The organism is Paenibacillus sp. 2TAF8, assembly GCF_052114825.1.
Classification (GTDB): Bacteria; Bacillota; Bacilli; order Paenibacillales; family Paenibacillaceae; genus Paenibacillus.
On the sequence record NZ_JBFRFN010000029.1, the window covers coordinates 80,128 to 104,652 of the forward strand.

The 24,525-nt window shown below is 46.7% G+C and carries 19 protein-coding genes; 11 read left to right on the forward strand and 8 right to left on the reverse strand.

Annotated elements, in window-relative coordinates:
• The first annotated feature begins 930 nt into the window (after positions 1-930).
• The 3 genes from AB4Z30_RS26910 to AB4Z30_RS26920 are packed head-to-tail and all read left to right on the forward strand — an operon-like array spanning position 931 to position 4,562.
• Positions 931-1,662 (forward strand): hypothetical protein, encoded by a 732-nt coding sequence (locus AB4Z30_RS26910; protein ID WP_441930529.1) that lies wholly within the window; start codon positions 931-933, stop codon positions 1,660-1,662.
• A gap of 12 nt (positions 1,663-1,674) precedes the next feature.
• Entirely contained in the window at positions 1,675-3,363 is a 1,689-nt protein-coding gene (locus AB4Z30_RS26915; protein WP_441930531.1) for a VWA domain-containing protein, read from the forward strand.
• 59 nt (positions 3,364-3,422) lie between these two features.
• Positions 3,423-4,562 carry a toxic anion resistance protein gene (locus AB4Z30_RS26920; RefSeq protein ID WP_145332981.1) on the forward strand — a complete coding sequence of 380 codons (1,140 nt, stop codon included), beginning with the start codon at positions 3,423-3,425 and terminating at the stop codon, positions 4,560-4,562.
• An 89-nt stretch (positions 4,563-4,651) separates the two neighbouring features.
• Here AB4Z30_RS26920 and AB4Z30_RS26925 read toward each other — a convergent pair whose 3' ends face one another.
• From AB4Z30_RS26925 to AB4Z30_RS26940, 4 genes are all read right to left on the reverse strand, one after another.
• On the reverse strand, positions 4,652-5,266 hold the full coding sequence (locus AB4Z30_RS26925) for a hypothetical protein (protein ID WP_441930533.1): 615 nt from the start codon (positions 5,264-5,266) through the stop codon (positions 4,652-4,654).
• Positions 5,267-5,459: 193 nt separating this feature from the next.
• On the reverse strand, positions 5,460-6,182 hold the full coding sequence (locus AB4Z30_RS26930; RefSeq protein WP_441930535.1) for a YoaK family protein: 723 nt from the start codon (positions 6,180-6,182) through the stop codon (positions 5,460-5,462).
• A 135-nt stretch (positions 6,183-6,317) separates the two neighbouring features.
• Positions 6,318-7,355, reverse strand: a complete 1,038-nt coding sequence (locus AB4Z30_RS26935) for a cupin domain-containing protein (protein WP_441930537.1) — start codon at positions 7,353-7,355, stop codon at positions 6,318-6,320.
• A 90-nt stretch (positions 7,356-7,445) separates the two neighbouring features.
• Positions 7,446-8,039 (reverse strand): TetR/AcrR family transcriptional regulator, encoded by a 594-nt coding sequence (locus AB4Z30_RS26940; protein ID WP_441930539.1) that lies wholly within the window; start codon positions 8,037-8,039, stop codon positions 7,446-7,448.
• A 192-nt stretch (positions 8,040-8,231) separates the two neighbouring features.
• Here AB4Z30_RS26940 and AB4Z30_RS26945 point away from each other — a divergent pair, with 192 nt between their 5' ends.
• Positions 8,232-8,990 carry an SDR family oxidoreductase gene (locus tag AB4Z30_RS26945; protein ID WP_441930541.1) on the forward strand — a complete coding sequence of 253 codons (759 nt, stop codon included), beginning with the start codon at positions 8,232-8,234 and terminating at the stop codon, positions 8,988-8,990.
• A gap of 225 nt (positions 8,991-9,215) precedes the next feature.
• Here the strand turns inward: AB4Z30_RS26945 and AB4Z30_RS26950 are convergent, their stop codons facing one another.
• Positions 9,216-10,250 (reverse strand): LacI family DNA-binding transcriptional regulator, encoded by a 1,035-nt coding sequence (locus tag AB4Z30_RS26950; RefSeq protein ID WP_441930594.1) that lies wholly within the window; start codon positions 10,248-10,250, stop codon positions 9,216-9,218.
• 448 nt (positions 10,251-10,698) lie between these two features.
• Between AB4Z30_RS26950 and AB4Z30_RS26955 the strand changes: the two genes are divergently transcribed.
• The 3 genes from AB4Z30_RS26955 to AB4Z30_RS26965 all read left to right on the forward strand — a co-directional run bounded on the left by AB4Z30_RS26955 (position 10,699) and on the right by AB4Z30_RS26965 (position 14,249).
• Positions 10,699-11,988 carry a sugar ABC transporter substrate-binding protein gene (locus AB4Z30_RS26955; protein ID WP_441930543.1) on the forward strand — a complete coding sequence of 430 codons (1,290 nt, stop codon included), beginning with the start codon at positions 10,699-10,701 and terminating at the stop codon, positions 11,986-11,988.
• 72 nt (positions 11,989-12,060) lie between these two features.
• Positions 12,061-13,416: a carbohydrate ABC transporter permease gene (locus AB4Z30_RS26960; protein ID WP_441930545.1), complete on the forward strand. Its 1,356-nt coding sequence runs from the start codon at positions 12,061-12,063 to the stop codon at positions 13,414-13,416.
• Positions 13,413-14,249, forward strand: a complete 837-nt coding sequence (locus AB4Z30_RS26965) for a sugar ABC transporter permease (RefSeq protein ID WP_221789281.1) — start codon at positions 13,413-13,415, stop codon at positions 14,247-14,249. The genes AB4Z30_RS26960 and AB4Z30_RS26965 overlap by 4 nt, the downstream gene beginning before the upstream one ends.
• Positions 14,250-14,567: 318 nt before the next feature.
• Here AB4Z30_RS26965 and AB4Z30_RS26970 read toward each other — a convergent pair whose 3' ends face one another.
• The 3 genes from AB4Z30_RS26970 to AB4Z30_RS26980 form a co-directional block, all read right to left on the reverse strand.
• On the reverse strand, positions 14,568-16,724 hold the full coding sequence (locus tag AB4Z30_RS26970; protein WP_441930547.1) for an alpha-amylase family glycosyl hydrolase: 2,157 nt from the start codon (positions 16,722-16,724) through the stop codon (positions 14,568-14,570).
• 477 nt (positions 16,725-17,201) lie between these two features.
• Positions 17,202-18,974: an alpha-glycosidase gene (locus tag AB4Z30_RS26975; RefSeq protein WP_441930549.1), complete on the reverse strand. Its 1,773-nt coding sequence runs from the start codon at positions 18,972-18,974 to the stop codon at positions 17,202-17,204.
• A gap of 219 nt (positions 18,975-19,193) precedes the next feature.
• Positions 19,194-19,769, reverse strand: a complete 576-nt coding sequence (locus AB4Z30_RS26980; protein WP_441930551.1) for a hypothetical protein — start codon at positions 19,767-19,769, stop codon at positions 19,194-19,196.
• Between the two features lie 476 nt (positions 19,770-20,245).
• On the opposite strand from AB4Z30_RS26980, the gene AB4Z30_RS26985 reads away from it, so the two are divergent.
• The 4 genes from AB4Z30_RS26985 (at position 20,246) to AB4Z30_RS27000 (ending at position 24,250) form a co-directional block, all read left to right on the forward strand.
• A complete protein-coding gene (locus AB4Z30_RS26985; RefSeq protein ID WP_441930553.1) occupies positions 20,246-21,265 on the forward strand; it encodes an ABC transporter substrate-binding protein in 1,020 nt (339 codons plus the stop codon).
• Between the two features lie 93 nt (positions 21,266-21,358).
• Positions 21,359-22,372 carry a FecCD family ABC transporter permease gene (locus tag AB4Z30_RS26990; protein WP_441930555.1) on the forward strand — a complete coding sequence of 338 codons (1,014 nt, stop codon included), beginning with the start codon at positions 21,359-21,361 and terminating at the stop codon, positions 22,370-22,372.
• Positions 22,369-23,412 (forward strand): FecCD family ABC transporter permease, encoded by a 1,044-nt coding sequence (locus AB4Z30_RS26995; protein ID WP_441930557.1) that lies wholly within the window; start codon positions 22,369-22,371, stop codon positions 23,410-23,412. Before AB4Z30_RS26990 ends, AB4Z30_RS26995 begins: the two co-directional genes overlap by 4 nt.
• A gap of 13 nt (positions 23,413-23,425) precedes the next feature.
• Positions 23,426-24,250, forward strand: coding sequence for an ABC transporter ATP-binding protein (locus AB4Z30_RS27000; protein ID WP_441930559.1), 825 nt, complete (start codon positions 23,426-23,428; stop codon positions 24,248-24,250).
• The last annotated feature ends 275 nt before the right edge of the window (positions 24,251-24,525 follow it).

The following is a 24,525-nucleotide window of genomic DNA, read 5'->3' on the forward strand; positions in this document are numbered from 1 at the left end:
CCCTTTCGGAAATCTAACGATCACCAGCGACGCTATTTCGGCCAAAATGGCCTCAAATCAAGGAAATCAAATCTCAAATGTGGAAATAGCGTTCCTCATGATCGTTACATTCTGGGCTGCGCTAAAAAACGCCAAATAGCGTCATCTGTGATCGTTAGCCGGATGAGTAGTGAGGCAGACGTTGGAGGAACAGGGTATGTTAGGTTTGGCATACTATACATTCTGACGATATAAACACGGGTACCGTGTACAGTAATGTATGTAACCGTGAACAGAAAAGCGTATGGATAACGGTAGAGCAAAATGAACATAAACCTACACAAGACGAAATGGGAGGTATTCGCCGTTTTGTCTTTTTTTTGGCATGAAACTCCCTCACGAAAGCTACTTCTCACATCCCATCCTACTTCAGCGCTTAAAGACAAGTCTTATATAAAAAATGACACGCAACTCGATTTTCCACGTATTACCGGATAACATTTCATTTACCACTAACGCGCCTCTGTAATTCCTGATTGTCCAGCAGTCCTTCTGATCTACCATGTTGCAAAGCTCGTTCTGTGTTGTCCCTGAAAATGATTATGGGATAAGCTCTATCCACGTATATTACTATGAAGAGTACTGCTCCGACATCATAGCTTATGGAGTACCAACACCAGCGCGAGTTTTCTTTTAAATATCAGGCAAGAATCATTGAAAAATCTTTCGAATTCACTGGAAGATCACTCAAACATCAAGTCAAACATCATACAAACATCAAGTCAAACATCTACTTTATAGCGAGCTAATATTAACGTGAATATCTCTATTTGTTTTCCAATCCTATCCACCTGAGAGCGCTCACATCATGTACAATAAGAAGATGAGAGACAGGGAATATACGACATTTAATCCTAGTATCTAACATGAAAGGAGGCCTTAGGATCGACCATGACCAGATACATACAATTGTTTGGGCTTATCATCGGCATCGTGGCCGTGAATGTTCTGGCCTTCTCCCCGGGTTTTGCTGGACTTGGATTCGGAGAGAATGCATTCCAGACTGCACTTTCCGTGACGCTACTTTTCGGAAGCGTACTTGCACTTTTCTATGGCAGTTACAATTTATTGTTCAAACAGCCGGTGGTTTTACCTGTGAGACAAATCGAAACCCATGAAGATTATTTAGAGGCTTTATCTTTTTACAGACGCATCAAAATCCTTGAAGAAGATATTACGCTGGGGCTGTCCCAACTGAACCGGATGAAAAAGAAAAAAGAAACCCTGATGAACGTGCTTCATCAACGGTTTGATCCCGGCGAACTGAGCTTTAAGAAATTCGCTTCGGTCACGGAAGAGGTAGAGAAGCTGTTATATCTAAACATCCGCAGCATACTGAATCGACTTAATGTTTTTGATGAAGCCGATTATGCCAGCATGATGAAAGYCAAATCCTCCACGATTCCACAGAAGCTTTTTCAGGAAAAAACGAAAGTGTACAACGATTACCTGACCTATGTGAAGGACTCGCTTCACACCAATGAAGAGATTTTATTAAAGCTGGATCAGCTGTTGCTGGAGATTTCGCGTCTGGACAGTTTTGAAGCTGGAGATATTGAGCAGATGCCTTGTATGCAGGAGATTGATCAGTTAATCAAGCACACCAAATTATATAGACAGTGAGGGGTTGCACCTATGGCAAAGAAAGGAAAGTTTTTTCTCATATCGATCATTATGCTGGTACTTGTGTTTGGTCTCGTGTATGCAGGAATCACACTGACGTCGAACTTTGGCAAGTCTACCACACAGGTCACGACTGAAAATGCAGGTAAGGAACTCGGTAAATTGTACGCGGACATTGCACCAGCCACGGCGGAACCGGTAAAGGGACAGATTGATCTTGATCCCGTTGATGTGGCAGAATCCTTGCCGGATATATCGAAGTTTCCTATTGCAGTGGAGAACACCACCAATGATTTCGTCGAAATTTTCTCCTCCACCGAGAAATCAGGTAGCGGAGTGGATGGATGGTTAACCGAGGTCGCAGAGGCATTTAACCAAGCGAACATCACGGCTGGAGGCAAACAGGTATCGGTCAAAATCCGCAACATTGCTTCTGGTACAGCCACGGATTACATCAAGTCCGGCAAATATGTTCCAGATGCTTTCACACCTTCCAATGAACTGTGGGGCGAGATGGTGGAAGCCAGTGGAGTGAAGACGAAGCTTATTTCGAAGCGGCTTGTAGGCAACGTACCTGGAATCGTCATCTCCAAAGCCAAATATGATGCACTGGTGAACACTTACGGCTCTGTGAACGTCAAAACGATAACCGAAGCTATTGCCAATAATGAGCTGACGATGGGGTATACCGATCCGTTTGCCAGCTCCACTGGACTGAACTTCCTGGTTACCGCATTAAATACGTATGACAGCGCGAATCCGCTGGGCGAGAAAGCGATCCAAGGCTTTGAGAAATTCCAGGCGAATGTGCCATTCACAGCGTCCACCACGATTCAAATGCGGGAAGCGGCCAAGTCGGGTAGACTAGATGCCTTTGTACTGGAATATCAGACCTATGTGAATACAGCTGATCTGAAGAGCGGATATGTGTTTACCCCATTCGGTGTAAGACATGACAGCCCGCTATATGCTCTTGGTCAATTGCCGCAGAACAAACAGGAGGTTATCCAGAAGTTTGCCGATTTTGTCACGCAAGAGCAGTATCAGAAAAAGGCAGTGGAATTTGGATTTAACGGTCTGCAAGATTACAAATCCGAACTGGCTACAGTGGATGGCGATACATTACTGTCCGCGCAGAAAGTCTGGAAAGAGAAGAAGAATGGCAGTAATCCAATCGCCGCGGTATTTGTTACAGACGTATCCGGGAGTATGGCGGGAGAACCGCTCAACCGTCTTAAAGAATCTTTGCGCAAAGGCCAGAAGTATCTCGGTACGGATAACAGCATTGGCTTGGTTTCTTACTCCAGCGACGTGACTGTGAACCTGCCAATTGCCAAATATGATACGAACCAGCAATCCATGTTTGTCGGAACGGTGGATAGCCTGCAAGCGAGCGGGGGAACAGCGACATTTGACGGCATTGTGGTTGCGATGAAGATGCTGGAGGATTACAAAGCGGCGAACCCTAACGTGAAACCGCTGATCTTTGTCCTGAGTGATGGCGAGACGAACGAAGGACATTCGCTTAAGGATATTCGAGACTTGGTGGAAACGTACAAAGTACCGATCTACACCATCGGATATAACGCCGACATCAAAGCGCTGGAGAGCATCTCCAGCATTAACGAGGCAGCGAGCATTAATGCGGACACCGACGATGTCGTCTACAAAATCGGAAACCTGTTTAACGTACAGATGTAATTCCATATTAAAGTTCAGATGTAAGCATGTACGGATGTAACTAAAAGGGGGAACTGCGAATGTCGTTTACGATGGAAATACCGAGCCAGAAGGAAATTCAAAAGGTGATTGAAGAAGAGATCAAACCGGTGCCGGCCGAGGTAGCGGAACTGCAACAGGTAGCAACTTCGAATGTGGATATGATCATGAACCTGGACCTCGAATCCCTGGAGAAGCGCAAAGAAATTTTGCAATCCATTGACGGCTTTGGCATGAACACGATGCGATCCTCTTCCGAGAAAAACGCGTTGCTTCAAGTCTCCGTTGGACATCTGTCCAAGACCGGAGACGAGGGCGGTCAGGTCGCCAAAGGGTTGACCGAGCTGCACATGCAACTGAAGGATCTCGACCCGAGTGTGGTCGATTTCGCCAAAACCGGCTTTCTGGGCAAGCTGTTCAACCCGCTGCGCGCGTATTTCCTCAAGTACCAGAAAGCTGACGCCGTCATCGCCGATATTGTCGTTTCACTCGACAAGGGCCGCGCCACGCTGCGCAATGACAACACCACACTTGAGATCGAGCAGCAGAGCCTGCGCGAACTGACCAAGCGGCTGCAGAAGGAGATCCAGCTCGGCATGTTGATGGATGAATCCATCGATACACAGATTGAGACAGCCAAAGTTCGTGGTGAAGACCCTGAGAAGGTTCGTTTTATTACCGAAGAAGTGTTGTTCCCACTGCGTCAGCGAGTCATGGATTTGCAGCAGATGCTGGTCGTAAACCAGCAGGGGATTATGGCGATTGAAGTAGTCATTCGCAACAACAAAGAGTTAATTCGTGGTGTGGATCGGGCGAAAAATGTGACGATCTCTGCGCTCAAGATTGCAGTCACCGTTGCCAGTGCATTATACAATCAGAAGATTGTTTTGCAGAAGATTGAACTGCTCAACCGTACCACCAATGACCTCATTGCTGGTACCTCCAAGATGTTGAAGGATCAGGGAACAGCCATCCAGAAGCAAGCTTACGAGGCAAGTATCTCAGTGGATACGATGAAGCAAGCTTTTACGGATGTGCTATCCGCATTGGACTCGATCTCGGTCTACAAACAGGAGGCCTTGCCAAGAATGCGTGAGACGATCGGTCAGTTCCGTGAACTGGCGGAAACCGGGGAACAGCAGATTCAGCGGCTGGAAAAAGGACAGAAGCTTGGTTTGTAATCAATCCATGAGAATAACTAGAAAAAGCAACCATTCCCTAATGACTAGTTAAGGATGGTTGCTTTTTTTACGATGATTGCATGCAAGTATTACTCGTACCCAATTTTGTCAGCATACGCTAACAATGACGCAGTAACTTGGTCGAGAATAACATCGGCAGTTTTAACTTTAGCATTACCTTGTTGAAGGATCGTGTAGTTCACTTTGTTTTTGGAAACAGCTTGTTTATAAAGCATATAACCTTCAAGCTGCATATAAGTTCCCTTGATGAAGGAGGTATGAATTTTTTTGATTTCTGGGTTGCTGGATTGGATCAGTTTTGCTTTGGAGACAAATTTGGTGTAATTCGGAATTACCGTATTCGTCAGCTTGAGAAACATTGATTTTCGATTCGCTGAAGATACGGTGTTACCGACACTACTCAAGGAATCAATGGCTCTAGACTCATAGGGCTCGATAGCAAAAATCTGATCCAGATATTTTTTTAATTCCGCTTTTTCCTGAATAAACTCATCTACTGTCTCAGGCTCTTCTGTATCGTCTATTAAATCTCCTTCAGACTGATATTCGTCCGCAAACTCGTCCTGACCCCAATATGTAGAGAATTCTTCTTTGGCAGCATTGGCTTGAGGAGCAGGAAAGAGAAGCACCCCACCAAGCAAAATGAAACTGGTCATTAATGATATAATACTTGATCTTTTCATGTGAAATGTCACCTCCTTTTATCCTATTTCTGTACGTCATGTCACACGGTAACTCCTGCCAACCAATGGACAGAGCCTAGATTACTAGGAAGTTTGTTATAGTAATGGCTAATACTTCCTCTATAGTATACATGAAGCCGAGTGGGGTTTCCTAGAACTAAAGGTGAAAAACGGTTGACCCGCAGATTCGGGGTCAACCGTTTTTTGTACGCTGCATATAGACTACGTAGGGGATAACTAGGACAAGAAACAACAGAGCTGCAAGGAGGAGGGATAGGAACAGACCGCCATAGGCAAGTATCAAGGCGCCCAGTGCCGCGCCAATGACAAAAATAAACCAGGACAGTGCCAGTACGGCCCACTCGGACGCCGGAGCTTTGCCGCGTACAGCTTTGGCCAAGGCCTGACCGATACCAAAAAGCGTACCCGAAACAAAGCCTTTGCCTACATCTGCATGGGCAACCATCTGGTGCATTGTATTTTGCATGCCCATCGCCATGGCGATCGGGAATATAATATATTGCGTGTGGAACAGGAGCGACAACATGATTGCGAAAATAAACAATACACACTCCACGCTCAAAATAAGGGTGAGATGCCATTTTCCCCATGACTCTGTAATGAAAGTGCCGACAAACGCCCCTGCAATAAATAAAAGAACGACAGTCCCTGTCGTTGCCCATAACGCATAATCTGCCTCAAAAAGAGCGATGCCCAGCTTGGTGCTGTTGCCGCTCATGAAGGATAAATACACTTTACCCAGCCCCAAATATCCAATGGAATCGATGAAACCGGCAAGCAGTACAAGAACGGAAGATAACAAAAGCCGGGAAAATCCCGGCTCCAAACGTTCTATCGTGTGTCCGATACTCTCGTTGTTAACTTTCGGGGAAGACGAGCCATGTACGGAATGCATAGGCATTTGTCCTCCATTTTCAGGTAACCATCGGGTTCGCTTAATCTTTCTTAAGTTTAAGTTAAAGTTGTCATTCCCTTAACTGAGCTAATCTCCGGGAATGAACCTTGCAATACTTACTTATAGCCTTCTTTGTTATTTTCCCTTGTTCTGATCGGGTGCAATAAACAACGTATCGTCAGGGAGCTGTTCAGCTTCCTCACGGGAAATGCCCAGATTTGTGGAGAGTACGTCTACCGGATTGCCTGCGATCCATTCACTAAGATCAATGGCTTCATAATGTCCACTGTTGAATCCAATGAGTACACGGCAGACATCATCACCCGTATTTTTGATGTAATGGCCCGCACCCATTGGAGCATAACCAACGTCTCCAGCTTCAAACTGCTCGGTTACAGCCTGACCTTCGGCAAGAAATACCGTCATCTCTGCGCTGCCACTAATGTAATACTGCCACTCATCCGCATTGGGATGCCAGTGCAGTTCCCGTAGAGCGCCCGGTTGAAGCTCGATCAGAGAACCCGCCATCGTGGTGGAGATCGGAAAGTCTTCCACGGTTACCGTACGTTGCGTACCGCCGCCTGGGGCCCGCCGCGGCTGTTTGGCATGTAACGGATAACGGTGTGGGGTGGTCAGCTCAGAATTACGGCGATAAGTTGCTGAGGAGGAGCTGTCATCGGGTACCGGTCCTTTGGCAAAATAGGCTTCTCCCTGATTGAGCTTGGCTGCTTGCTCGAGGGAGATATCAAGGTTCTGGGCAACAATAGCGTCTGGCGTCTGAGTCAGAAAGTCGGTAATACTGAACGTATGATCCTCCGAGAAATCCCCATTATCAAAAATCAAAATGAAGTGGCACTCGTCTGGTCCGAGACCCTGAATGGAATGACCATATCCACGCGGGAAATACCATACATCTCCGGGTTCAAAGGTATCGGTATACGAATGTCCGTCCGGATGAATAACGGTTGTGCGGCAGGAACCGCTAATCACATATGCCCACTCGGCCGCATTCGCATGCCAGTGAAGTTCGCGCATGCCGCCTGGCTCAAGGCGCATGGATACTCCCGCAATACCGATGGATGCGGGGAAGTCATGAACCGAGGCTCCGCGAGTGATGCCGCCGGGCCCGGTCCGGGGTTCCTTTTGCTCAAGACGATACTTGAAAGATTTCATCTTCATTCCTCCTGCTTCAAATTTGAATTCACTAGACAATGTGTAAATAATTGAATAATAACTATGATATTATACCCATATTTTGAGAAATTATTCAGTTTTTAAGCGTTGTGCGGGCGTGTAATGAATAATTTTAAATAACTCTTCCGCCATGTACGTAGGACTGTGTTTGAAATCCTGTCTAATCCACTCCATAATCATGCCAAATATGGCGTGAGACTGATAACTTGCGAGTAGTTCCGGGTTAATATGGGGCGGGAAAGTATGAGTCAGATCCTGCAAAGACAGATCCCGTAGCACATCACAGATCATACGCTGAAAGCTGGATGAAGCTTCCGATTGCACAACGAGAGTGTAGAATTGGGCGTGCTGATGCACATGTTCAAAGATCATAATGGCGGAAGAGGGCATCTGCGCCACCTGGAATTCTTCCATCCCCTCGTACGGCTTGCGGAATGAGGACACCAGATCCTGAGTCACATCATGCAGGATTTCGTTGAACAGGTCTTCCTTGTATTGATAATGTCTGTAAAAGGTTCCCCGATTCAGGTCAGCTTGCTGCACAATATCCGAGATGGAGATTTCCTTGAAATTACGTTTCTGCATCAAGTGAAGGAGGGCTTCCTTCAGGGCAACTTTTGATTTGCGGATTCTTCGATCCATCGCGTCTGATGTTTCGGGCATTGTGATTCCTCCCTGATGATATTTATAAAAGATAACGTACAAACAGGTGAGAGCCTGTTGTTTAACGTACATTTCGACAGGTTTTTACTGATTGTATCGAAAAGCTATGACTTATTATACTAAGGATAAGAGATAATAAACATTTGTTTGTTATCTTTATGTAAGCGAATACATCAAAGGAGGCATAAACAAATGAAACTTCAAAATAAAGTGGCCATTGTCACAGGTGCAGGATCGGGAATGGGGAAAGCCATTGCGACATTGTATGCACAAGAAGGAGCCAAAGTCGTTGTTTCCGATATCAACGAGGAAGCTGCTCAAGCTGTTGTTCAAGAGATTCAGTCAAACGGTGGAGAAGCCTTCGTTCTTCTGGCTAATGTAGCGAAAGAGGAAGATGTCCAGCAACTTATTGATCAAACGGTGAGTAAATACGGTACAGTAGACATTCTGGTCAACAATGCGGGGATTATGGATGGGATGGAGCCGGCTGCGGATATTAGCGATGAGCGGTGGGAAAAGGTTTTTGCGGTGAACACAACAAGTGTGATGCGTACCACACGCAAAGTACTGCCAATTTTCCTGGAGAAACAGCAAGGTGTTATTGTCAATATTGCTTCAGCAGGTGGTTTGCACGGTGGACGGGCAGGAGCCGCATATACGGCATCCAAACACGCTGTGGTGGGCTTTACCAAAAATACAGGATACATGTATGCCGAGCAAGGCATTCGCTGTAATGCTATTGCACCAGGAGCTGTTGCAACCAACATCGGTGCATCCATGACAGGTATTAACCCATTCGGTGCAGGACGACAGCAACAGGGGATGGCTATCAACCCACGGGTAGGAACGAGCGAGGAGATTGCCAAAGTGGCTTTGTTCCTTGGATCGGACGAGTCCAGTTTTGTAAATGGCACCGTCATTACGGCTGACGCAGGCTGGAGTTCGTATTAATTTTGTTGGCAGATCGTGCCTTGGAGCAGAAAATAGTTCTGCCGCTTAACAAGGATAGGAAAAGAAAGTGAAGAAAATAAAGTGAAAACAGAAATGTAAGTCATAGAAAGCAAAGGAGAAGCCGCAGAAATGCGGCTTTTTTGACATCCTGTGTTCTGCATATGTTTTGCCCTAAATTAAAGAAAGGACAAACGTTTGCACTTCACAAAAGATGAGGTAGAGCGCTTAACTCAGGAAGGGCTTTGCCTTCATATATAGGGAGGACTCACGTACAATCAGGCGGTGCGGGATAATAACCGGGTTCTGAGCGAGAGGCTCGTTGCCAAGAATTTTGAGTAGAACCTGAACTGCGGTATACCCGAGCTGATAGGTTCCAATATCAATGGAACTGAGCGGAGGCGAAGCGAGTTCGGACAATGCGATATTGTTAAAACTTACTACACTGATATCCTCGGGCACTCGATATCCAAGCTCCGCGAGTGCTCTTAACACACCAAAAGCGACATTGTCATCGATAACTACAATGGCGGTAGGCCTGTCGGGCAGCGACATAAAAAGGGACATCGCCCGGAAGCCGCTTTCCTGCAGGAATTCACCCTCCACGATCCAGTCGTTAGTTGCCGTTAACCCGGATTCCTCAAGAGCTTTCCGATACCCACGCATGCGATCATGCGATAACGTAATATCCGGCGGGCCGCTCACAAAGCCGATGCGTGTGTGTCCCTGCGCAATAAGATGCTGTGTTGCATCATATGCGGTCTGAACATTATCGTTGTCGACCATAGGTGCATTCGGATGAGTCTCACTCCGACCAATCAGCACAAACGGGAATTTTTCCTCTTCGAGAAAAGAGATGATGGGATCGTCCCTCTTGGAACCGAGCAACAGAATGCCGTCGACCCTGCGACCATGCACGAGACGGGAAATGGCCTGTAATTCATCATCGGAGGATGTCTCGGTGGACAGCAGTAATTCATAGTTGTTACGAGTCGCGTAGGTAATAATGCCGCGCAATAACTCTCCAAAGAAATAATTTTGAAAAAGCTCCTCCGCAGGACGCGGTAGCATAATTCCAAGCGTCTGCGTTGTTTTGGATACAAGGCTTTTAGCCATCATATTGGGATGATAGTTAAGCTCTTTCATAATTTGTTTAACTTTAAGAGATGTTTCCGTACTTATTCTGGGATGGCCTGAAATCACCCGTGACACTGTAGAAGGGGAAACACCCGCCAATTTGGCAATATCCTTGATCGTAATCATGTAAAAAACCCCTTCTGATTCAATCATTTCAACATTCTCCTATGGTAATGCAAAGGGTACCAGAAATCAATTGTTAACACGTTAATCCAGAATGCAACTGGAGCAAAATAAAGGAAGAATGAGTTAGGTCAAGGAAACAGGAAATTACTGTGAACAAAATTCAGGATATGGTTAAATTTGAAGAAATACAGCTTGTGCAAACGTTTGTACAAAGAAAGTTTGATATTGTATGATGTGATGTATATTATAAGCGCTTACATCATTAGAATTACATACTTTTAACTTGTTTCCCCCTACATATCGGATACATCAGCGACAATGTATTTCATTTTGGGCAAACGTTTGTACAACGGTTCATATGGAACACAATCCTGACAATCTACGGCGTTTAAAGGGTGAAAAGCGCAAAATATTCTTGAACTACACAGAGGGAAAGGGGACATTTCACATGAAAAAATGGCAAGGCACAGTTCTGTCCATCGGAATGGCTTTTACACTGGCTGCATGCTCTACTGGAGGTGGTGGCAGTTCTTCTCCTGCAACACCAAGTGATAATCCGGAGGAGACGGTTCAGCTTACTGCAGAGAATCTCCAGCCGGAGGAGGGCGCAACACTGGTGATCTGGGAGGATAAAAACCAGAGCAGCTTTATTGAGCAGCGAGTCAAAAAATTCGAAGAGAAATATGGCGTCACGGTCAAAATGGAGGAACTGCCGCCAACGGATCAGGTAACCAAGTTAACGACGGATGGCCCTGCCGGGCTTGCCGCGGATGTCGTTGTGTTCCCGCATGACAAGATTGGCAGTGCCTCGGAAGCAGGACTTATTTTGCCTAATGATATCTTCGAAGCTGAAACTACAGCCAATATCAGCGAGAATGCGCTGAAAGCGGTGACGTTCAAAGACATTTTGTACGGATATCCGTACAGCGTCGAAACGTATGCCCTCTTTTACAACAAAGCCTTGTACCCCGAAGCACCGAAAAACTTTGATGAAATTATCGATTTTGCCAAAACGTTTAACAATACCAAATCCAATCAGTATGCGCTGATGTGGGAATTACAACAATTCTATTATAACTACGCCTTCCTAGCCTCTCAGGGTGGATATATCTTTGGGGACAACGGGATGGATAGCAGTGACCTCGGTTTGAACAATGAAGGAGCGCAGAAAGGGGGAGAGTTCCTCCAAAAGCTAAAGGCTGAAGTACTTCCGCTCAAGATGGGCGATGTGAACTACGATATCAAAAAAGGGCTGTTCTCAAGCGGCAAGCTGGCCATGGATATTAACGGACCTTGGACCATTGCCGACTATCGCAACGCGGGAATTGATTTTGGAGTTGCTCCTCTTCCAGCTATTGATGGCAAGCCAATGACTTCCTTCTCGGGAGTGAAAGCCTATTACGTCAATGCATTTACCCAGTATCCTAATGCTTCCAAGCTGCTGGCCGCATTCCTCTCGAACGAAGAAGCCCAGATGGAGAACTTTGAGATGAACGGTACGCTTCCAGCGAACAAAAATGTGGCGGCTGACGCGAAAGTACAGGAAGATCCGATCAACAAAGCCTTCCTTGAACAATTCAATAACTCGACACCGATGCCTTCCCTTCCAGCCATGGACAGTGTATGGGGACCGATTTCGTCAGCCATTACCGACATTTGGGATAGCGGCAAGGATGTGAAAGCCTCACTCGACAATGCTGTGAAACAGATCAAGGAGAGCCTGGCAACCACACAATAATGACGAAACAGCGACGAAACAGCGATGACACGAATGAACGATGAATGATACCAAACGGAGAGGAGAGAGCATATGCGACAACAGCATGTCCCGGTGTCTGCCCAGTCCAATAGGGAAAAGCAGCACCGGATGACAGCAGCCATATGCTCCATCATACTGCAAGGTCTCGGACAGTTATACAATCGGCAATGGATTAAAGGCATTGTTCTATTGCTACTGGAGGGAGCAGGGCTTGCATACCTGCTTCCTCGGCTGTCCCAAGCGGTATGGGGAATATGGACACTGGGGGAGAATACACAGCGTTTTGTGAAAGTGAATGGTTCAACAGTGCTTCAAAAGGGCGACCATTCCATCTTTTTGCTGCTTGACGGAATTATTGTGCTGCTGGTCTTTTTTGTGTTTGTGCTTGTTTATATCCTGAACATCCGGGATGCGTATATGACCGGACTTGCAAGAGAGCAGGGGAAACCGACGCTGGGAGCCGCGGCGACGATACGTAATGTGATGGACAAAAATTTTCCGTATCTGTTCCTGTCTATTCCGGCACTCGGTATTCTGTTTTTTACCATCATGCCGATTCTGTTCACTGTTACGATTGCGTTTACGAACTATGCTGCACCGGATCATATTCCACCAGCCAAACTGGTGGAATGGGTAGGGTTCAAAACATTTACGGATCTGATCCAGCTCAAATCTTGGAGCCAGACGTTCTATGGGGTGCTCACCTGGACAGTCATCTGGGCTGTCTTGGCAACAGTTACGACGTACTTCGGCGGGGTGCTTGTAGCTTTGTTAATTGAACAGAAAGGCATCCGCTTCAAAAAGTTGTGGCGTACCATTTTTATTTTGCCTTATGCCATTCCACAGATTATCTCGCTGCTACTGATGCGCAACCTGTTCAACGGTCAGTTTGGACCGATCAATACGTATATGCGGGCATTCGGACTGGAAGGGTTGCCTTGGCTGACGGACCCGTTCTGGGCCAAAGTTACTGTCATTGTAGTCAACATGTGGATTGGTATTCCGGTCAGCATGGTGCTCATTTTGGGTGTGCTTACCGCTATTCCGCGTGATCTGTATGAGGCAGCCGAAGTAGACGGCGCTTCTGCGTTCCAGAAGTTCAAGATTATTACGATGCCGTTCATTTTATTTGCCACGACACCGGTGCTGATTATGCAGTTTGCCGGAAACTTCAACAACTTCAACGTCATTTTCCTGTTAACGAATGGTAATCCGCTTCGCGGTGACTATCAGTATGCTGGGGCAACGGATTTGCTGGTGACCTGGCTCTACAAACTCACACTCGACAATAATAAATTCAATATGGCTTCTGCGGTAGGTATTATCATCTTCCTGATTGTCGCTACCTTCTCCATCTGGAATTTCCGCCGCTCCAAATCATTTAAGGAGGAGGACATGATCCAATGAAGAAACGCAACAATCCAATTCGTTTGACGCTCAGTTACGTGCTTTTAGTGATTATTGCCGTCGTATCCGTATATCCGGTTTTATGGATTTTTCTGTCTTCCCTGCGTCCCGGCGCGGCATTGTTCAGTGAACGCTTATGGCCGGAAAGCTTCACTCTTTCTCATTATGGAGAGTTGTTTAACAATCCGTCCTTTATGTACGGCAGATGGTATATGAATACGCTGAAGATCGCCTTCTTCACGATGATTTTCTCTACATTAATGGTGACGCTAGGGATGTACGCGTTGTCCCGGTTCCGTTTTCGGGGGCGCAAAACGATTCTGTCCACCATGCTCATTCTCGGCATGTTCCCAAGCTTCATGAGCATGATTGCCATCTATATTATTTTGCTGCAAATCAAACTGCTCGACACGCATGCTGCGCTTATTCTGGTCTATTCCTCTGGAGCAGTGCTGGGCGGATTTATCGTCAAAGGTTTCTTTGACACCATCCCGCGCAGTCTGGATGAAGCAGCTCGTATCGATGGTGCAAGCCATCTGCGTGTGTTCACGAGCATCATTTTGCCATTATCCAAGCCAATGCTGACATACGTCGCTTTAACCAGCTTTACGGGGGCATGGATGGATTTTATTTTTGCCCGGCTGGTGCTGCGTACCAAGGAAAACTGGACGCTGGCCGTAGGCATGTGGGATCTCGTAAACCGGTATCAGGACAGTAACTTTACGATGTTTGCAGCGGGAGCCGTACTGATTGCTATTCCAATTACCCTGCTGTTTGTATTCCTGCAGCGATTCCTCGTGCAGGGCCTGACGACAGGTGCATCGAAAGGTTAACATCACTTGTGGCATCATTAGAGTATAGTCACTCCGTGCTGTCAACAACATAGCCACTTGCAGTATGCGCAAGATAAGCCGCACATGCGGTAGTTTTAAGCAGGCACTTCCGCAACGTCATGTCTTTGTTGACTGGCAATGCTTCGGAAGTGCCTGCTTGTGCTTACAGGGTTAGGGCCTCTAATGAAGAAAAGGAGGAATGTATTGTAAGGGGATGAACCCTTCCACTGAGCCTGAGGCTGTAGCACATAGCAAAACCCGGAATATACGCTGGATTGCGTACTCCGGGTTAGTTTGTGTATCCATGTTATGAAGCTTTTACTGCCAGTTTACCGTAACGGTGGCTGTTCCGCTTGCCGGTGTGGTGAATGTATGGTTCGAACCGCTTTCCCATGTAATCGTTGATCCGTTTTTCTTGAAAAACTTGAACTCCAGCTGTTTGCCTGCCGGTACGCTGACATCATAGTACCAGGTTGGGTATTGATGAATGACCTGATTGAATGCTGGTCCAATGGCATTGGAACCGGTGCTCCAGTTGCCAAGTTCGGCTACGTTGCCTGTCAGATAGAGGTTCTGTCCAAGCGTTGTGGAAGCATTGTTTACGACGAAGCGAACCGTAACCTGATCGCCAGTCAGGATGGTGAAGTTGTCATATGCATTGCTGTTTACCCCATTTGCAGCGACTTTGACCGTATAGTTGCCAGCGGCAACAGATGGGATGGTTACTTTAATCTGTGTATCTTCCCACGATGTGATCGCTGCTCCAGTAACGGCTGTAGTGTCGAAGTAGACCGTGCCTTTCGTCGAGCCGAATCCACGGCCATCGATTGTCACCACATTACCGGGTTTCCCCATAACCGGCCCAACATGACCGATGGTAGGTGTCGTTTCGGCTGTTGTGTATTGCCATACTGCCGTTGCGCCCGCAGCAAGGGTGAAGTTGTTAATGCTGCCGTTCGTGGATGTGATATTGTTTCCATTCAACACGCCGCCAAGTACATCCGTGTATGAACCTGTAGGCAGCGAAGTGCTCAACCCTGCAATGCTTGCTGATGTGGAAAGATTGCGATTTACAGCAACAACGGCTACGCTCTTGCCGAATTTGCGCTCATAAACATATACATCATTGTTAATCCAGCGCTGCTGTGTGGAACCGTAGGCAATGGCCGGATTGGATTTGCGCAGAGGAGCCAGTTTGCTGATGACGTTAAATGCTGTAGTGGATTTGGAGAACGAAGGCATTTTGGCCCGGTTATCCGGATCGCCATTCCCGGTTAGATACTGTTCGGTACCATAGTAGATGGCAGGTACGCCACGTGAAGTCAGTGTGAAGGCCAAAGCCTGCTCCAGGCGGCGATTGTTAACTGCGTTTGTTTTGAAACGATCCATATCATGGTTGTCGATGAACGTCACCTGATCGCCCACTTGATTGTAATCGGTAGCGGTACTGTTAATCATGGAATCGAGTGCGTACATGTTGGATGTGTTATCGCGGAACACATTACGCACAGCAGAGTTAAAGCGGAAATCAAGCAGACTCATACCAGATTTGTTGGAAAATTCTGTGTTATCTGCATCGGAAGCAGCCGATCCCAGGAACCATTCACCAAAAGTGAATACCGGTTTGTGTGAGTAGATGGAGGACATCCAGCTCTTTTGCCAGCCGAGAGGCATATGTTTCACCGCATCCACCCGAATGCCGTCAACGCCCATATCGAGCCACAGTTTGATCGCATCTTTGAAGTATTTGTCGATGGTCGCATTATTGTGGTTGAAGTCGGCTAGGTCATACAGGTTTTTGTAGATGCCGTTCTCCAGGGAAGAGAAGTCGGAGCCGCCATTGTGATGGAAATACCCGTTGGTATCATTGGTATAACCGCCTACCAGTGTACCGTTATCGTACAGTTTGCCATTTTCGGCAAAAGAGGTGTCCGTTTCCATCGCTGGAGAGGTGTGGTTCGGTGCAAAGTCAATGACAATCTTGATGCCTTTGGCATGGGCCGTCGTAATTAGATTTTGGAAATCGGCCATCGTGCCGAAGTATGGATTGGTCTTTTTGAAGTCCCGAGCCCAGTAGCCGTGGTAGGCTGTATTGGTGACACCACTGTAGTTGATCGTAGCAAAAATATTTTCGACAGGCTGGGAGATCCACAACGCTGTGACACCCAGATCACTGAAATAGTTATCGTTGATTTTGTTGATTAACCCTTGCCAGTCTCCACCACAGTAGAGCTTCAAATTGCTGCATGTGGCATCATAAGCGGCTCCGGTAGGGTTATTTGAGGGATTGCCGTCCAAAAAGCGATCCGTAAACACTTGGTAGATCACATCTGTACTGAAACTCTGCTTGTTGGTTACAGCGGTGTCCGGATCGGCGTATACAGCAGAAGCTGGCAAGAACGGCAGGGCGCTGCCGGCAAGCAAGCCGAGGGTCAGTGTGGTGCTGAGGAATGCGCGTTTGGCCATTTGAAACATGGTAATCCACCCTTCGTGAATGTAGTAGTTTTTGATAAACAACCAACGGACTTTGAATTGTAGCGCTTACAATAGTACAGGTTGATTCACTGAATTGTTTGGATTCCTCCTTCCAGGCGTAAACGCAGGCAACCCCGGTATCTCCTTGGGGAGTTACCGGGGTTGTCCTAAACCGCTGGGGTTTAAAAGCATAGCCCTCGAGTTATGATTACATCGCTATTTTAAGAAAATTTGGGTTGTATGTAAATAACTTTTTTATATGCATTTTATTTCTATTTTTATATTTACAAAAGTATCCCGCTCGATTTAAACTATTTGCAGATTCATTCCAATTACGGGCTATACATTTTGGATCAGCTTGCAATTTCGGCTGACCTATCCGGAACACCCCCGTCTCTTCTGAGGCGGGGGTGTTTATTGTCACCTAAGGTGCACAGCAAGAATAATAACAGACATCGCAAAAGCCCTTTTACCAGGTTAGGCTTCCGCTGGCTGCTTCGCCTCACATTGCAACAAAGAGAAACCGTATGCAGCAAGATCCAGGGTCAACTTGTTCTGTCTTGCTTCCACTGGAGTAGAGGTAAACAAGTCGCGCCAGACGTTATGATCTACCCACCCAAGCTCCAGTTTACGAGGCTCATCACTGGCATTGATCACCAGTAACATGCGTTCTCCCGTCTCCGAATCCACACGTTCCATAGCAAGGCACGGGTCGCCGGCTTTGGCATACATAATCTTTAACTCCGCGCTACGCAAAGCAGGATGTTCCTTACGTAACTCAATGGTGCGGGTGAAAAATTCAAGCAGCTCCCGGTTCTGTTTGCCCACATCCCATTCCATACATTTACGGCAACCCGGGTCATATCCACCGTCTAGTCCAATCTCATCTCCATAATAGACGCAAGGTGCACCGGGATATGAGAAGAGCAACGTGACAGCCAATTTCATTTTGCGCATATCCCCATCACATAACGTCAACAACCTCGGAGTATCGTGGCTGCCCAGCAGATTAAACGCGGCTTCGGTAACCGGTTGGGAGTACGAAGCAAGCAGTTTGCCAATTTCGTTGGCGAATCCGAGTCCATCCAGCTTGCCATGCACCGCATAATCCAGTACGGAGTTGGTAAAAGGGTAGTTCATGACTGCATCGAACTGGTCGCCTTGCAGCCACATCAATGAATCATGCCAGATCTCACCGAGCAGGTAAGCATCAGGCTTGATGGCTTTGACTGTTTGCCGGAACTCACGCCAGAACTGGTGATCCACCTCATTGGCAACATCCAGTCGCCAGCCGTCAATATCCATCTCTTCGATCCAGTAGCGTGCAACCTCAAGCAGATAGGCTTTGACATCCGGGTGCTCCGTGTTGAGCTTCGGCATAAGCGGTTCGAAGGCAAAGGTTTCGTAGGTTGGAATGCCATCTTCAACCCGTGGCGGCCAATCCTTGATGTAGAACCAGTCTGCATAAGGAGAATTAGAGCCATTTTTCATTACGTCGACAAAAGGAGTGAACTCCCTTCCCGAATGGTTAAATACAGCATCCAGAATGACTCGTATACCACGAGCATGACATGCGTCCACTAGCATTCTCAATTGTTCATTCGTACCGAATTGAGGATCAACCTTCAAATAATCCGCGGTATTGTATTTATGGTTGGTCGTGGCCTCGAACAATGGACAGAAATAGATGGCTGTGATCCCGAGTTTACTAAGATGATCCAGATGATCCATCACACCTTGCAGGTCTCCGCCAAAGAAATTGGTAGGTGTAGGCGTACCACCCCAAGGTTCAGCATGTGCTGGCGTCAGAGAGGGGTCACCATTCGCAAAACGTTCGGGGAAAATTTGATAAAATACAGCATCTTTAACCCATGCAGGCGGTTCAAAAATATCGACCGGATTCATGAATGGAAAATCAAACATTTCCAGTGGATGCTCCGGTAGTGCCTGCTCAAATCCTCGCTCTGTCATCCACACGGAATCTTCCCCTTGGATAAGCTGGAAGGCATAACGTAGTCTGCGGTAGGGCGGGGATGTCTCGGCCTCCCAATAATCAAACATTTCGTCCCGGGCGAAAATCCGCATAGGAATATGCGTGATCGTCCGATCCCAGGCATATTTATCCCCTGTAATGGCAATGACGGCATCCAAATCGCCTCGTTTGGAGCGCAGACGTAGATGCATGGTTGTACGATTATACGCGTAAGACCAGTTCAGTTTCGGACGGTGATAAATCGCTTCTAAAATCATGTGAATCACTCCTTGGCACATGGTTAAATGCAAGATAAGGCTAGGGACTGCGTGGAAAACGCCGTAGAAAACGCAAAAAAGGCACAACCTCCAATGTTCACGAGGTTGTACCTTTCGGCAGCATAGCCTTTTGATTATACGGCTATTATACGAATTATCTTTGCAAAAGAAAATACTTTTTTTCCTTAATTATCAATTTTGATGTTCGTATAGGGAGGATTACATCTCGAATCCAAGCGTTTCACCGTAAGTATTTATTTCAGCCTGGTACTCTAGTATAAGTTTCAAGCCCGCTGCAACTTTTTCGTTGCCCTGTTTGAGTAAAGTTTTATTGATCTGAGTTTTGGAAACAGCTTTTTTGAACAATATACTTGCTTCCAGTTGGGTATAGCTGCCTTTGATTAACTTGTTATGAATTTTTTTTAGTTCCGGATTCTCTGGCTTAATCTGTTTCAACATAGAAACATACTTCGTGTAGTTTGGAACAGCAATATTGTTCAATTGTAAAAAGAAAGATTTGCGATTGGAAGGCGTAATATATGTTGTATCGCCTAGAACTTTCAGAGCCTTCTGTTCATAGACACTAGGTGCTTCCAGAGCCTCCAAATAATCGAGGAAGTCTTGATCATCTGCTGTAAGCTCCTGTTCTTCCTGGTTGATTGTCTCTTCCGTGTTTTCCTCATCCGAAATCACAGTGGAGTTGTCTGCCGCCGCAACATAATGCCCCGTTGGAAGAACTACGCCCCCGATCAACACCATACTCATCAGGATCGATAGAATCCAATGTTTTTTCATAATACCTGTCCCCTGTCTTTATATATGTGATTTTATTCCAAGGGATAATCTAACATAAGAAGAGTTTCTTTTACAGGAATAATTTAGGAATAAAATATGAGTTAAATGAGTCGACAGTGACTATGCAAGTACAGAGTATGATCGATATTCATAAATATATATCTATTTTGAATAAATATGAATGTATTTGAATATCGTCTGATCAAGAAATAGAAGAGTAGTTCAAGTAATGTTAGCCCAGAAGAAGCAGGGGGAATTGACATAAGCAGTTACACAACCGTTTGATAATATCGATTTATATTATATGCGTTTACCTCAAATATGCTTATACATCAGTATTTCTAGGATAGATGAAGTTGGATATGGATTGTGAAATTTTTTCCGAATAAGTGCTTGTCTAAATCACCCAACTCCATTACAATACAAATGATAATGAGATTCAATATCATTTAGAACAAAAAGGGGAGACGGTTTCCATGTTTCGATTCAGCAAAAAGTTATATATTTATGCAGCACTTATTCTTATGATTTCGCTGCTGGCTGGCTGTGCTTCAGGGGGAAGTGCGGGTACAACCAATACAGCAAGCTCGGCAACAAGCGGTAAAAGTGCTGAAGGTGGCACGGAAGGAGATAAAGCTGTCAAAGCTACAGACGAGACTCGGGTGATCAAACATGCCATGGGAGAAACCAAAATCACGGGAACTCCGCAACGAATCGTGACACTGTTCCAAGGTGCGAATGATGTTGTAGTAGCACTTGGCGTGAAACCAGCGGGTGTCGTTGAATCATGGGTTCAGCAGCCCGTTTATGAATATCTGCGTAAAGACTTGGACGGTGTACCTCAAGTGGGTCAAGAACCCCAGCCCAATCTGGAAGAAATCAACAAGCTGAAGCCGGACCTCATTATTGCAACCAAAATCAGGCACGAAGAAATCTATGATCAGTTGTCCCAGATCGCACCAACGATCGTGACCGAAACGCTGTTCGATTGGAAAGAAACGTTGAAGCTTGCAGGGGAAGCCATGAACAAAACAGATGAAGCGACTAAACTGCTCTCTGATTGGGAGACTCGTGTGGCGGATTTCAAACAGAAGATGGGTGACCGTCTGCCGATTGAAGCAACCATCACAAACTTTAGAGCGGATCAAGTCCGTATTTTCTACATGGGATATGCAGGTAAAATTCTGAAAGAACTTGGTTTTACAAGACCGGCAGGGCATGATGCAGATAAATGGGGTGTTGAATTGACATCCAAAGAAGCGATTCCAGATATGAATGCAGACATGATCTTTAACTTTAACTCGGGCACGGATACAGCTGCAATTGAGAAAAACTACAAAGATTGGACAAGCAGTCCACTCTGGAAAAACCTAAACGCTGTAAAAAACAACCAGTTGGTTCAGGTAGATGAAGTGGCCTGGAACATGGCAGGCGGATATACCTCAGCCAACATGATGCTGGACGATCTATACAAGCAGTTCAACTTGACTAAATAATAAGAGCAGGATCTGCCGTGTACCAGAACTTTCGTGAGCGAAGTGTATGGGCAGGCAGATCCTATTTCAATTTACAGATGAGAGAGTGAGCGTATGTTTCCCCTTTTTACCAAGGCAAGTGCGAAAATATACGGGTTAGTTGGTTTGTTCATTCTTATGGTGGTTGCTGCAACCGCCAGCATGATTCTGGGACGCACACCTATTACGTTCCATATGTTATGGGATGCTTACCATTCATATGATGAAACGTCGGTAGGACATGTGGTGCTTCTGACAGAACGATTGCCACGCACGGTTATTGCGGCTGTTGTAGGTGCGAGTCTGGCTGTTGCAGGTGGACTGATGCAGGCACTAACACGTAATCCGCTGGCATCCCCAAGTGTGTTCGGGATTAATGCGGGGGCGATTTTCTTTATTGTTATTGCTGTTGTTGTACTATCCGTATCTTCCTTGACTACGATGATGTGGTTTGGATTTGCCGGGGCGGCGATCTCGGCAGCGATTGTATATGGTTTGGGTTCGCTTGGGCGTGATGGTCTGACTCCAATCAAAATTGTACTAGCAGGTACCGCTATTTCGGCCTTGTTTGCTTCCTTTACCCAAGCGATTCTCGTCTTGGATGGAACAGGGTTGCAGGATGTATTGTTCTGGCTTGCCGGTTCGGTAAGTGGACGAACATTGGAGATGCTGTATCCGGTTCTACCTTATATGGCGGCAGCTGCACTGGTATCGCTATTCATGGGGAGAGCGATCAATTTGTTATTAACAGGGGATGACATTGCCAAAGGTATGGGTCAGAACGTGCTCCTGGTCAAAGGAATGATGGGAGTCGTTACGGTGCTACTGGCGGGCGGCTCTGTCGCTGTCGCTGGTTCTATCGGTTTGGTCGGACTCGTTGTACCGCATATCATGCGTGCTTTTGTAGGCAATGACTATCGCTGGCTCATCCCTTATTGCTTCGTGGGTGGGGCGATTCTGCTGGTGTCAGCCGATGTCGTAGCAAGGCTGGTGATTATGCCGCAGGAACTTCCGCTCGGTGTCATGACGGCCCTGATCGGCGGTCCATTCTTCATCTATATCGCCCGCAAGGGGGTGACAAAGATATGAAGAAGATGCTGACCTATCGAAACAAAAAAGACACCGTCTCCATGCAAGTCGAGCGCAAGTCCATGATGGTTATCGCCGTATGTGTCCTTCTGTTTCTGGTAGCAGGGGTAGTCGGAACAAGCTTAGGCAGTGACTTTATATCTCCACTGGATGTCCTTCGAACGATCTTTGGACTGAATGCAGGAGAGCATGATTTCGTTGTGCTGACACTTAGGCTTCCACGTGTGTTGTTATCTCTGCTTGTCGGAGCCGCACTTGGGATGTCGGGTGCACTGTTACAGGGCATTATCCGTAATCCACTTGCCTCACCCGATGTCATCGGCATAACGGGTGGTGCTGCGGTAGCTGCCGTAGGGTTTGTAACGTTGTTGGGTGGAACGGTTAGCATCAAACTGCTGCCACTTTTCGCTGTCATCGGTGCGATGGTAACGGCAATCATCATTTATATTCTTGCTTGGAAAAAAGGAGTCAGTCCAATCCGGCTTGTGCTGATTGGAATCGGCGTCTCGGCTATAACGGGTGCTGGCACTACCTTTATGTTGATTCTAAGCCCGTTCTATACGGCGAGTCAGGCCTATATCTGGCTAACAGGCAGCATTTACGGGGCAACATGGACGGATATCCGAACTATACTCCCCGTCATTGTCATTGTTGTGCCACTCGCCATGGGGTTTGCCCGCAGTCTGAATGCACAGGAGTTCGGAGATGACCTTGCTACAGGGCTTGGTGTTAAGGTGCAGTGGCATCGATCTGCCTTGCTATTATGCAGTGTGCTGCTTGCCGGGATTGCTGTCTCTGTAGCTGGCACAATTGGCTTTGTGGGTCTGATCGCTCCACATATTGCGCRAAAGCTGGTAGGGCGAATGTTCGGCAGCATGTTGCTGGTATCCGGATTCGTTGGTGCGTTACTGGTCTGTGTAGCTGATCTCATTGCCCGAACGGCGTTCCTGCCACTGGATGTACCGGCAGGTGTATTCACCGCAGGCATTGGTGCACCGTTTTTCCTGTATCTACTATTTAAGAATCGAAACCACTATTGAGGAGGAGAGCGCCGTGAGTATTCTGGAAGCCAAGCAGCTTACCGTCTCCTATGGAGCAGATCCGATCATTGAAAACCTGAATCTGACGATTCCCAAAGGAGAGATTACCGTCTTGATCGGCAGTAATGGCTGCGGCAAATCGACGTTGTTGCGTACGATGGCGAGACTGCTGAAGTCCAGTTCAGGCACCGTGTTGCTGGATGGGGAAGAGATTGCAAAGTTGCCCACTAAAGAAATCTCCAGACGCATGTCCATTTTGCCCCAAGGCCCAACGGCACCGGAGGGTTTGACCGTAAATCAACTAGTTCGCCAAGGACGATATCCTCACCAGACATGGCTCAAACAGTGGTCAGGTGAGGATGAACGTATGGTCGAGCTGGCTCTTGCGTCTACACATCTGACAGAACTTGCAGATCGTTCTGTTGATGCGCTATCTGGTGGTCAGCGTCAACGCGCCTGGATCGCCATGACCCTGGCACAAGGCACGGAGACATTGCTGCTCGACGAGCCTACGACGTATCTGGATATGACACATCAGATCGATATTCTGGATCTGTTGTTTGAATTAAATGAACGGGAAGGACGCACAATCGTGATGGTGCTTCACGACCTGAATCTGGCGTGTCGTTATGCACACCATATTGTGGCGGTGCACAACAAGTCGATCTATGCAGAGGGTAAACCAGAGGATATTATCACTCGCGACCTCGTGCGCAACGTCTTTCAGATGGAGTGTGATATTGCTGTAGATCCGTTATTCGGTACGCCGACTTGTATTCCGCACGGAAGAGGCAGGAAGCTGAACGGAGAACAGCAACGTTATACACAACTGGCTTAATGAATGCTTGATGGACGCTTGATGAAAGGTAGCTTTAGACTCCTGTTTGTAAAAGAAAGTAAGTGATCAATCCTCTAATTCACCCCTCAGTTACATTTCCATCTTCATGGGGATAACAAAACAGGCAAGCGGAAGGAGCTTTTGAAGATTCTACAGCTTGCCCGGTTTGTTATGCCTTGTAGTGACCTCTATGTTGATAACTAAAATAACTTACCTTCAGAGAAGAAAACTATTTTTACCTTAAAAGTTTTATATTGACAACAATTGAGTAATTA

Excerpts from the sequence above, each read along its gene's own strand:
- AB4Z30_RS26915 (WP_441930531.1), top strand. The coding sequence starts at position 1,675 with ATGGCAAAGAAAGGAAAGTTTTTTCTCATATCGATCATTATGCTGGTA.
- AB4Z30_RS26920 (WP_145332981.1), top strand. The coding sequence starts at position 3,423 with ATGTCGTTTACGATGGAAATACCGAGCCAGAAGGAAATTCAAAAGGTG.
- AB4Z30_RS26925 (WP_441930533.1), bottom strand. The coding sequence starts at position 5,266 with ATGAAAAGATCAAGTATTATATCATTAATGACCAGTTTCATTTTGCTT.
- AB4Z30_RS26930 (WP_441930535.1), bottom strand. The coding sequence starts at position 6,182 with ATGCATTCCGTACATGGCTCGTCTTCCCCGAAAGTTAACAACGAGAGT.
- AB4Z30_RS26935 (WP_441930537.1), bottom strand. The coding sequence starts at position 7,355 with ATGAAATCTTTCAAGTATCGTCTTGAGCAAAAGGAACCCCGGACCGGG.
- AB4Z30_RS26940 (WP_441930539.1), bottom strand. The coding sequence starts at position 8,039 with ATGCCCGAAACATCAGACGCGATGGATCGAAGAATCCGCAAATCAAAA.
- AB4Z30_RS26945 (WP_441930541.1), top strand. The coding sequence starts at position 8,232 with ATGAAACTTCAAAATAAAGTGGCCATTGTCACAGGTGCAGGATCGGGA.
- AB4Z30_RS26950 (WP_441930594.1), bottom strand. The coding sequence starts at position 10,250 with ATGATTACGATCAAGGATATTGCCAAATTGGCGGGTGTTTCCCCTTCT.
- AB4Z30_RS26955 (WP_441930543.1), top strand. The coding sequence starts at position 10,699 with ATGAAAAAATGGCAAGGCACAGTTCTGTCCATCGGAATGGCTTTTACA.
- AB4Z30_RS26960 (WP_441930545.1), top strand. The coding sequence starts at position 12,061 with ATGCGACAACAGCATGTCCCGGTGTCTGCCCAGTCCAATAGGGAAAAG.
- AB4Z30_RS26965 (WP_221789281.1), top strand. The coding sequence starts at position 13,413 with ATGAAGAAACGCAACAATCCAATTCGTTTGACGCTCAGTTACGTGCTT.
- AB4Z30_RS26970 (WP_441930547.1), bottom strand. The coding sequence starts at position 16,724 with ATGTTTCAAATGGCCAAACGCGCATTCCTCAGCACCACACTGACCCTC.
- AB4Z30_RS26975 (WP_441930549.1), bottom strand. The coding sequence starts at position 18,974 with ATGATTTTAGAAGCGATTTATCACCGTCCGAAACTGAACTGGTCTTAC.
- AB4Z30_RS26980 (WP_441930551.1), bottom strand. The coding sequence starts at position 19,769 with ATGAAAAAACATTGGATTCTATCGATCCTGATGAGTATGGTGTTGATC.
- AB4Z30_RS26985 (WP_441930553.1), top strand. The coding sequence starts at position 20,246 with ATGTTTCGATTCAGCAAAAAGTTATATATTTATGCAGCACTTATTCTT.
- AB4Z30_RS26990 (WP_441930555.1), top strand. The coding sequence starts at position 21,359 with ATGTTTCCCCTTTTTACCAAGGCAAGTGCGAAAATATACGGGTTAGTT.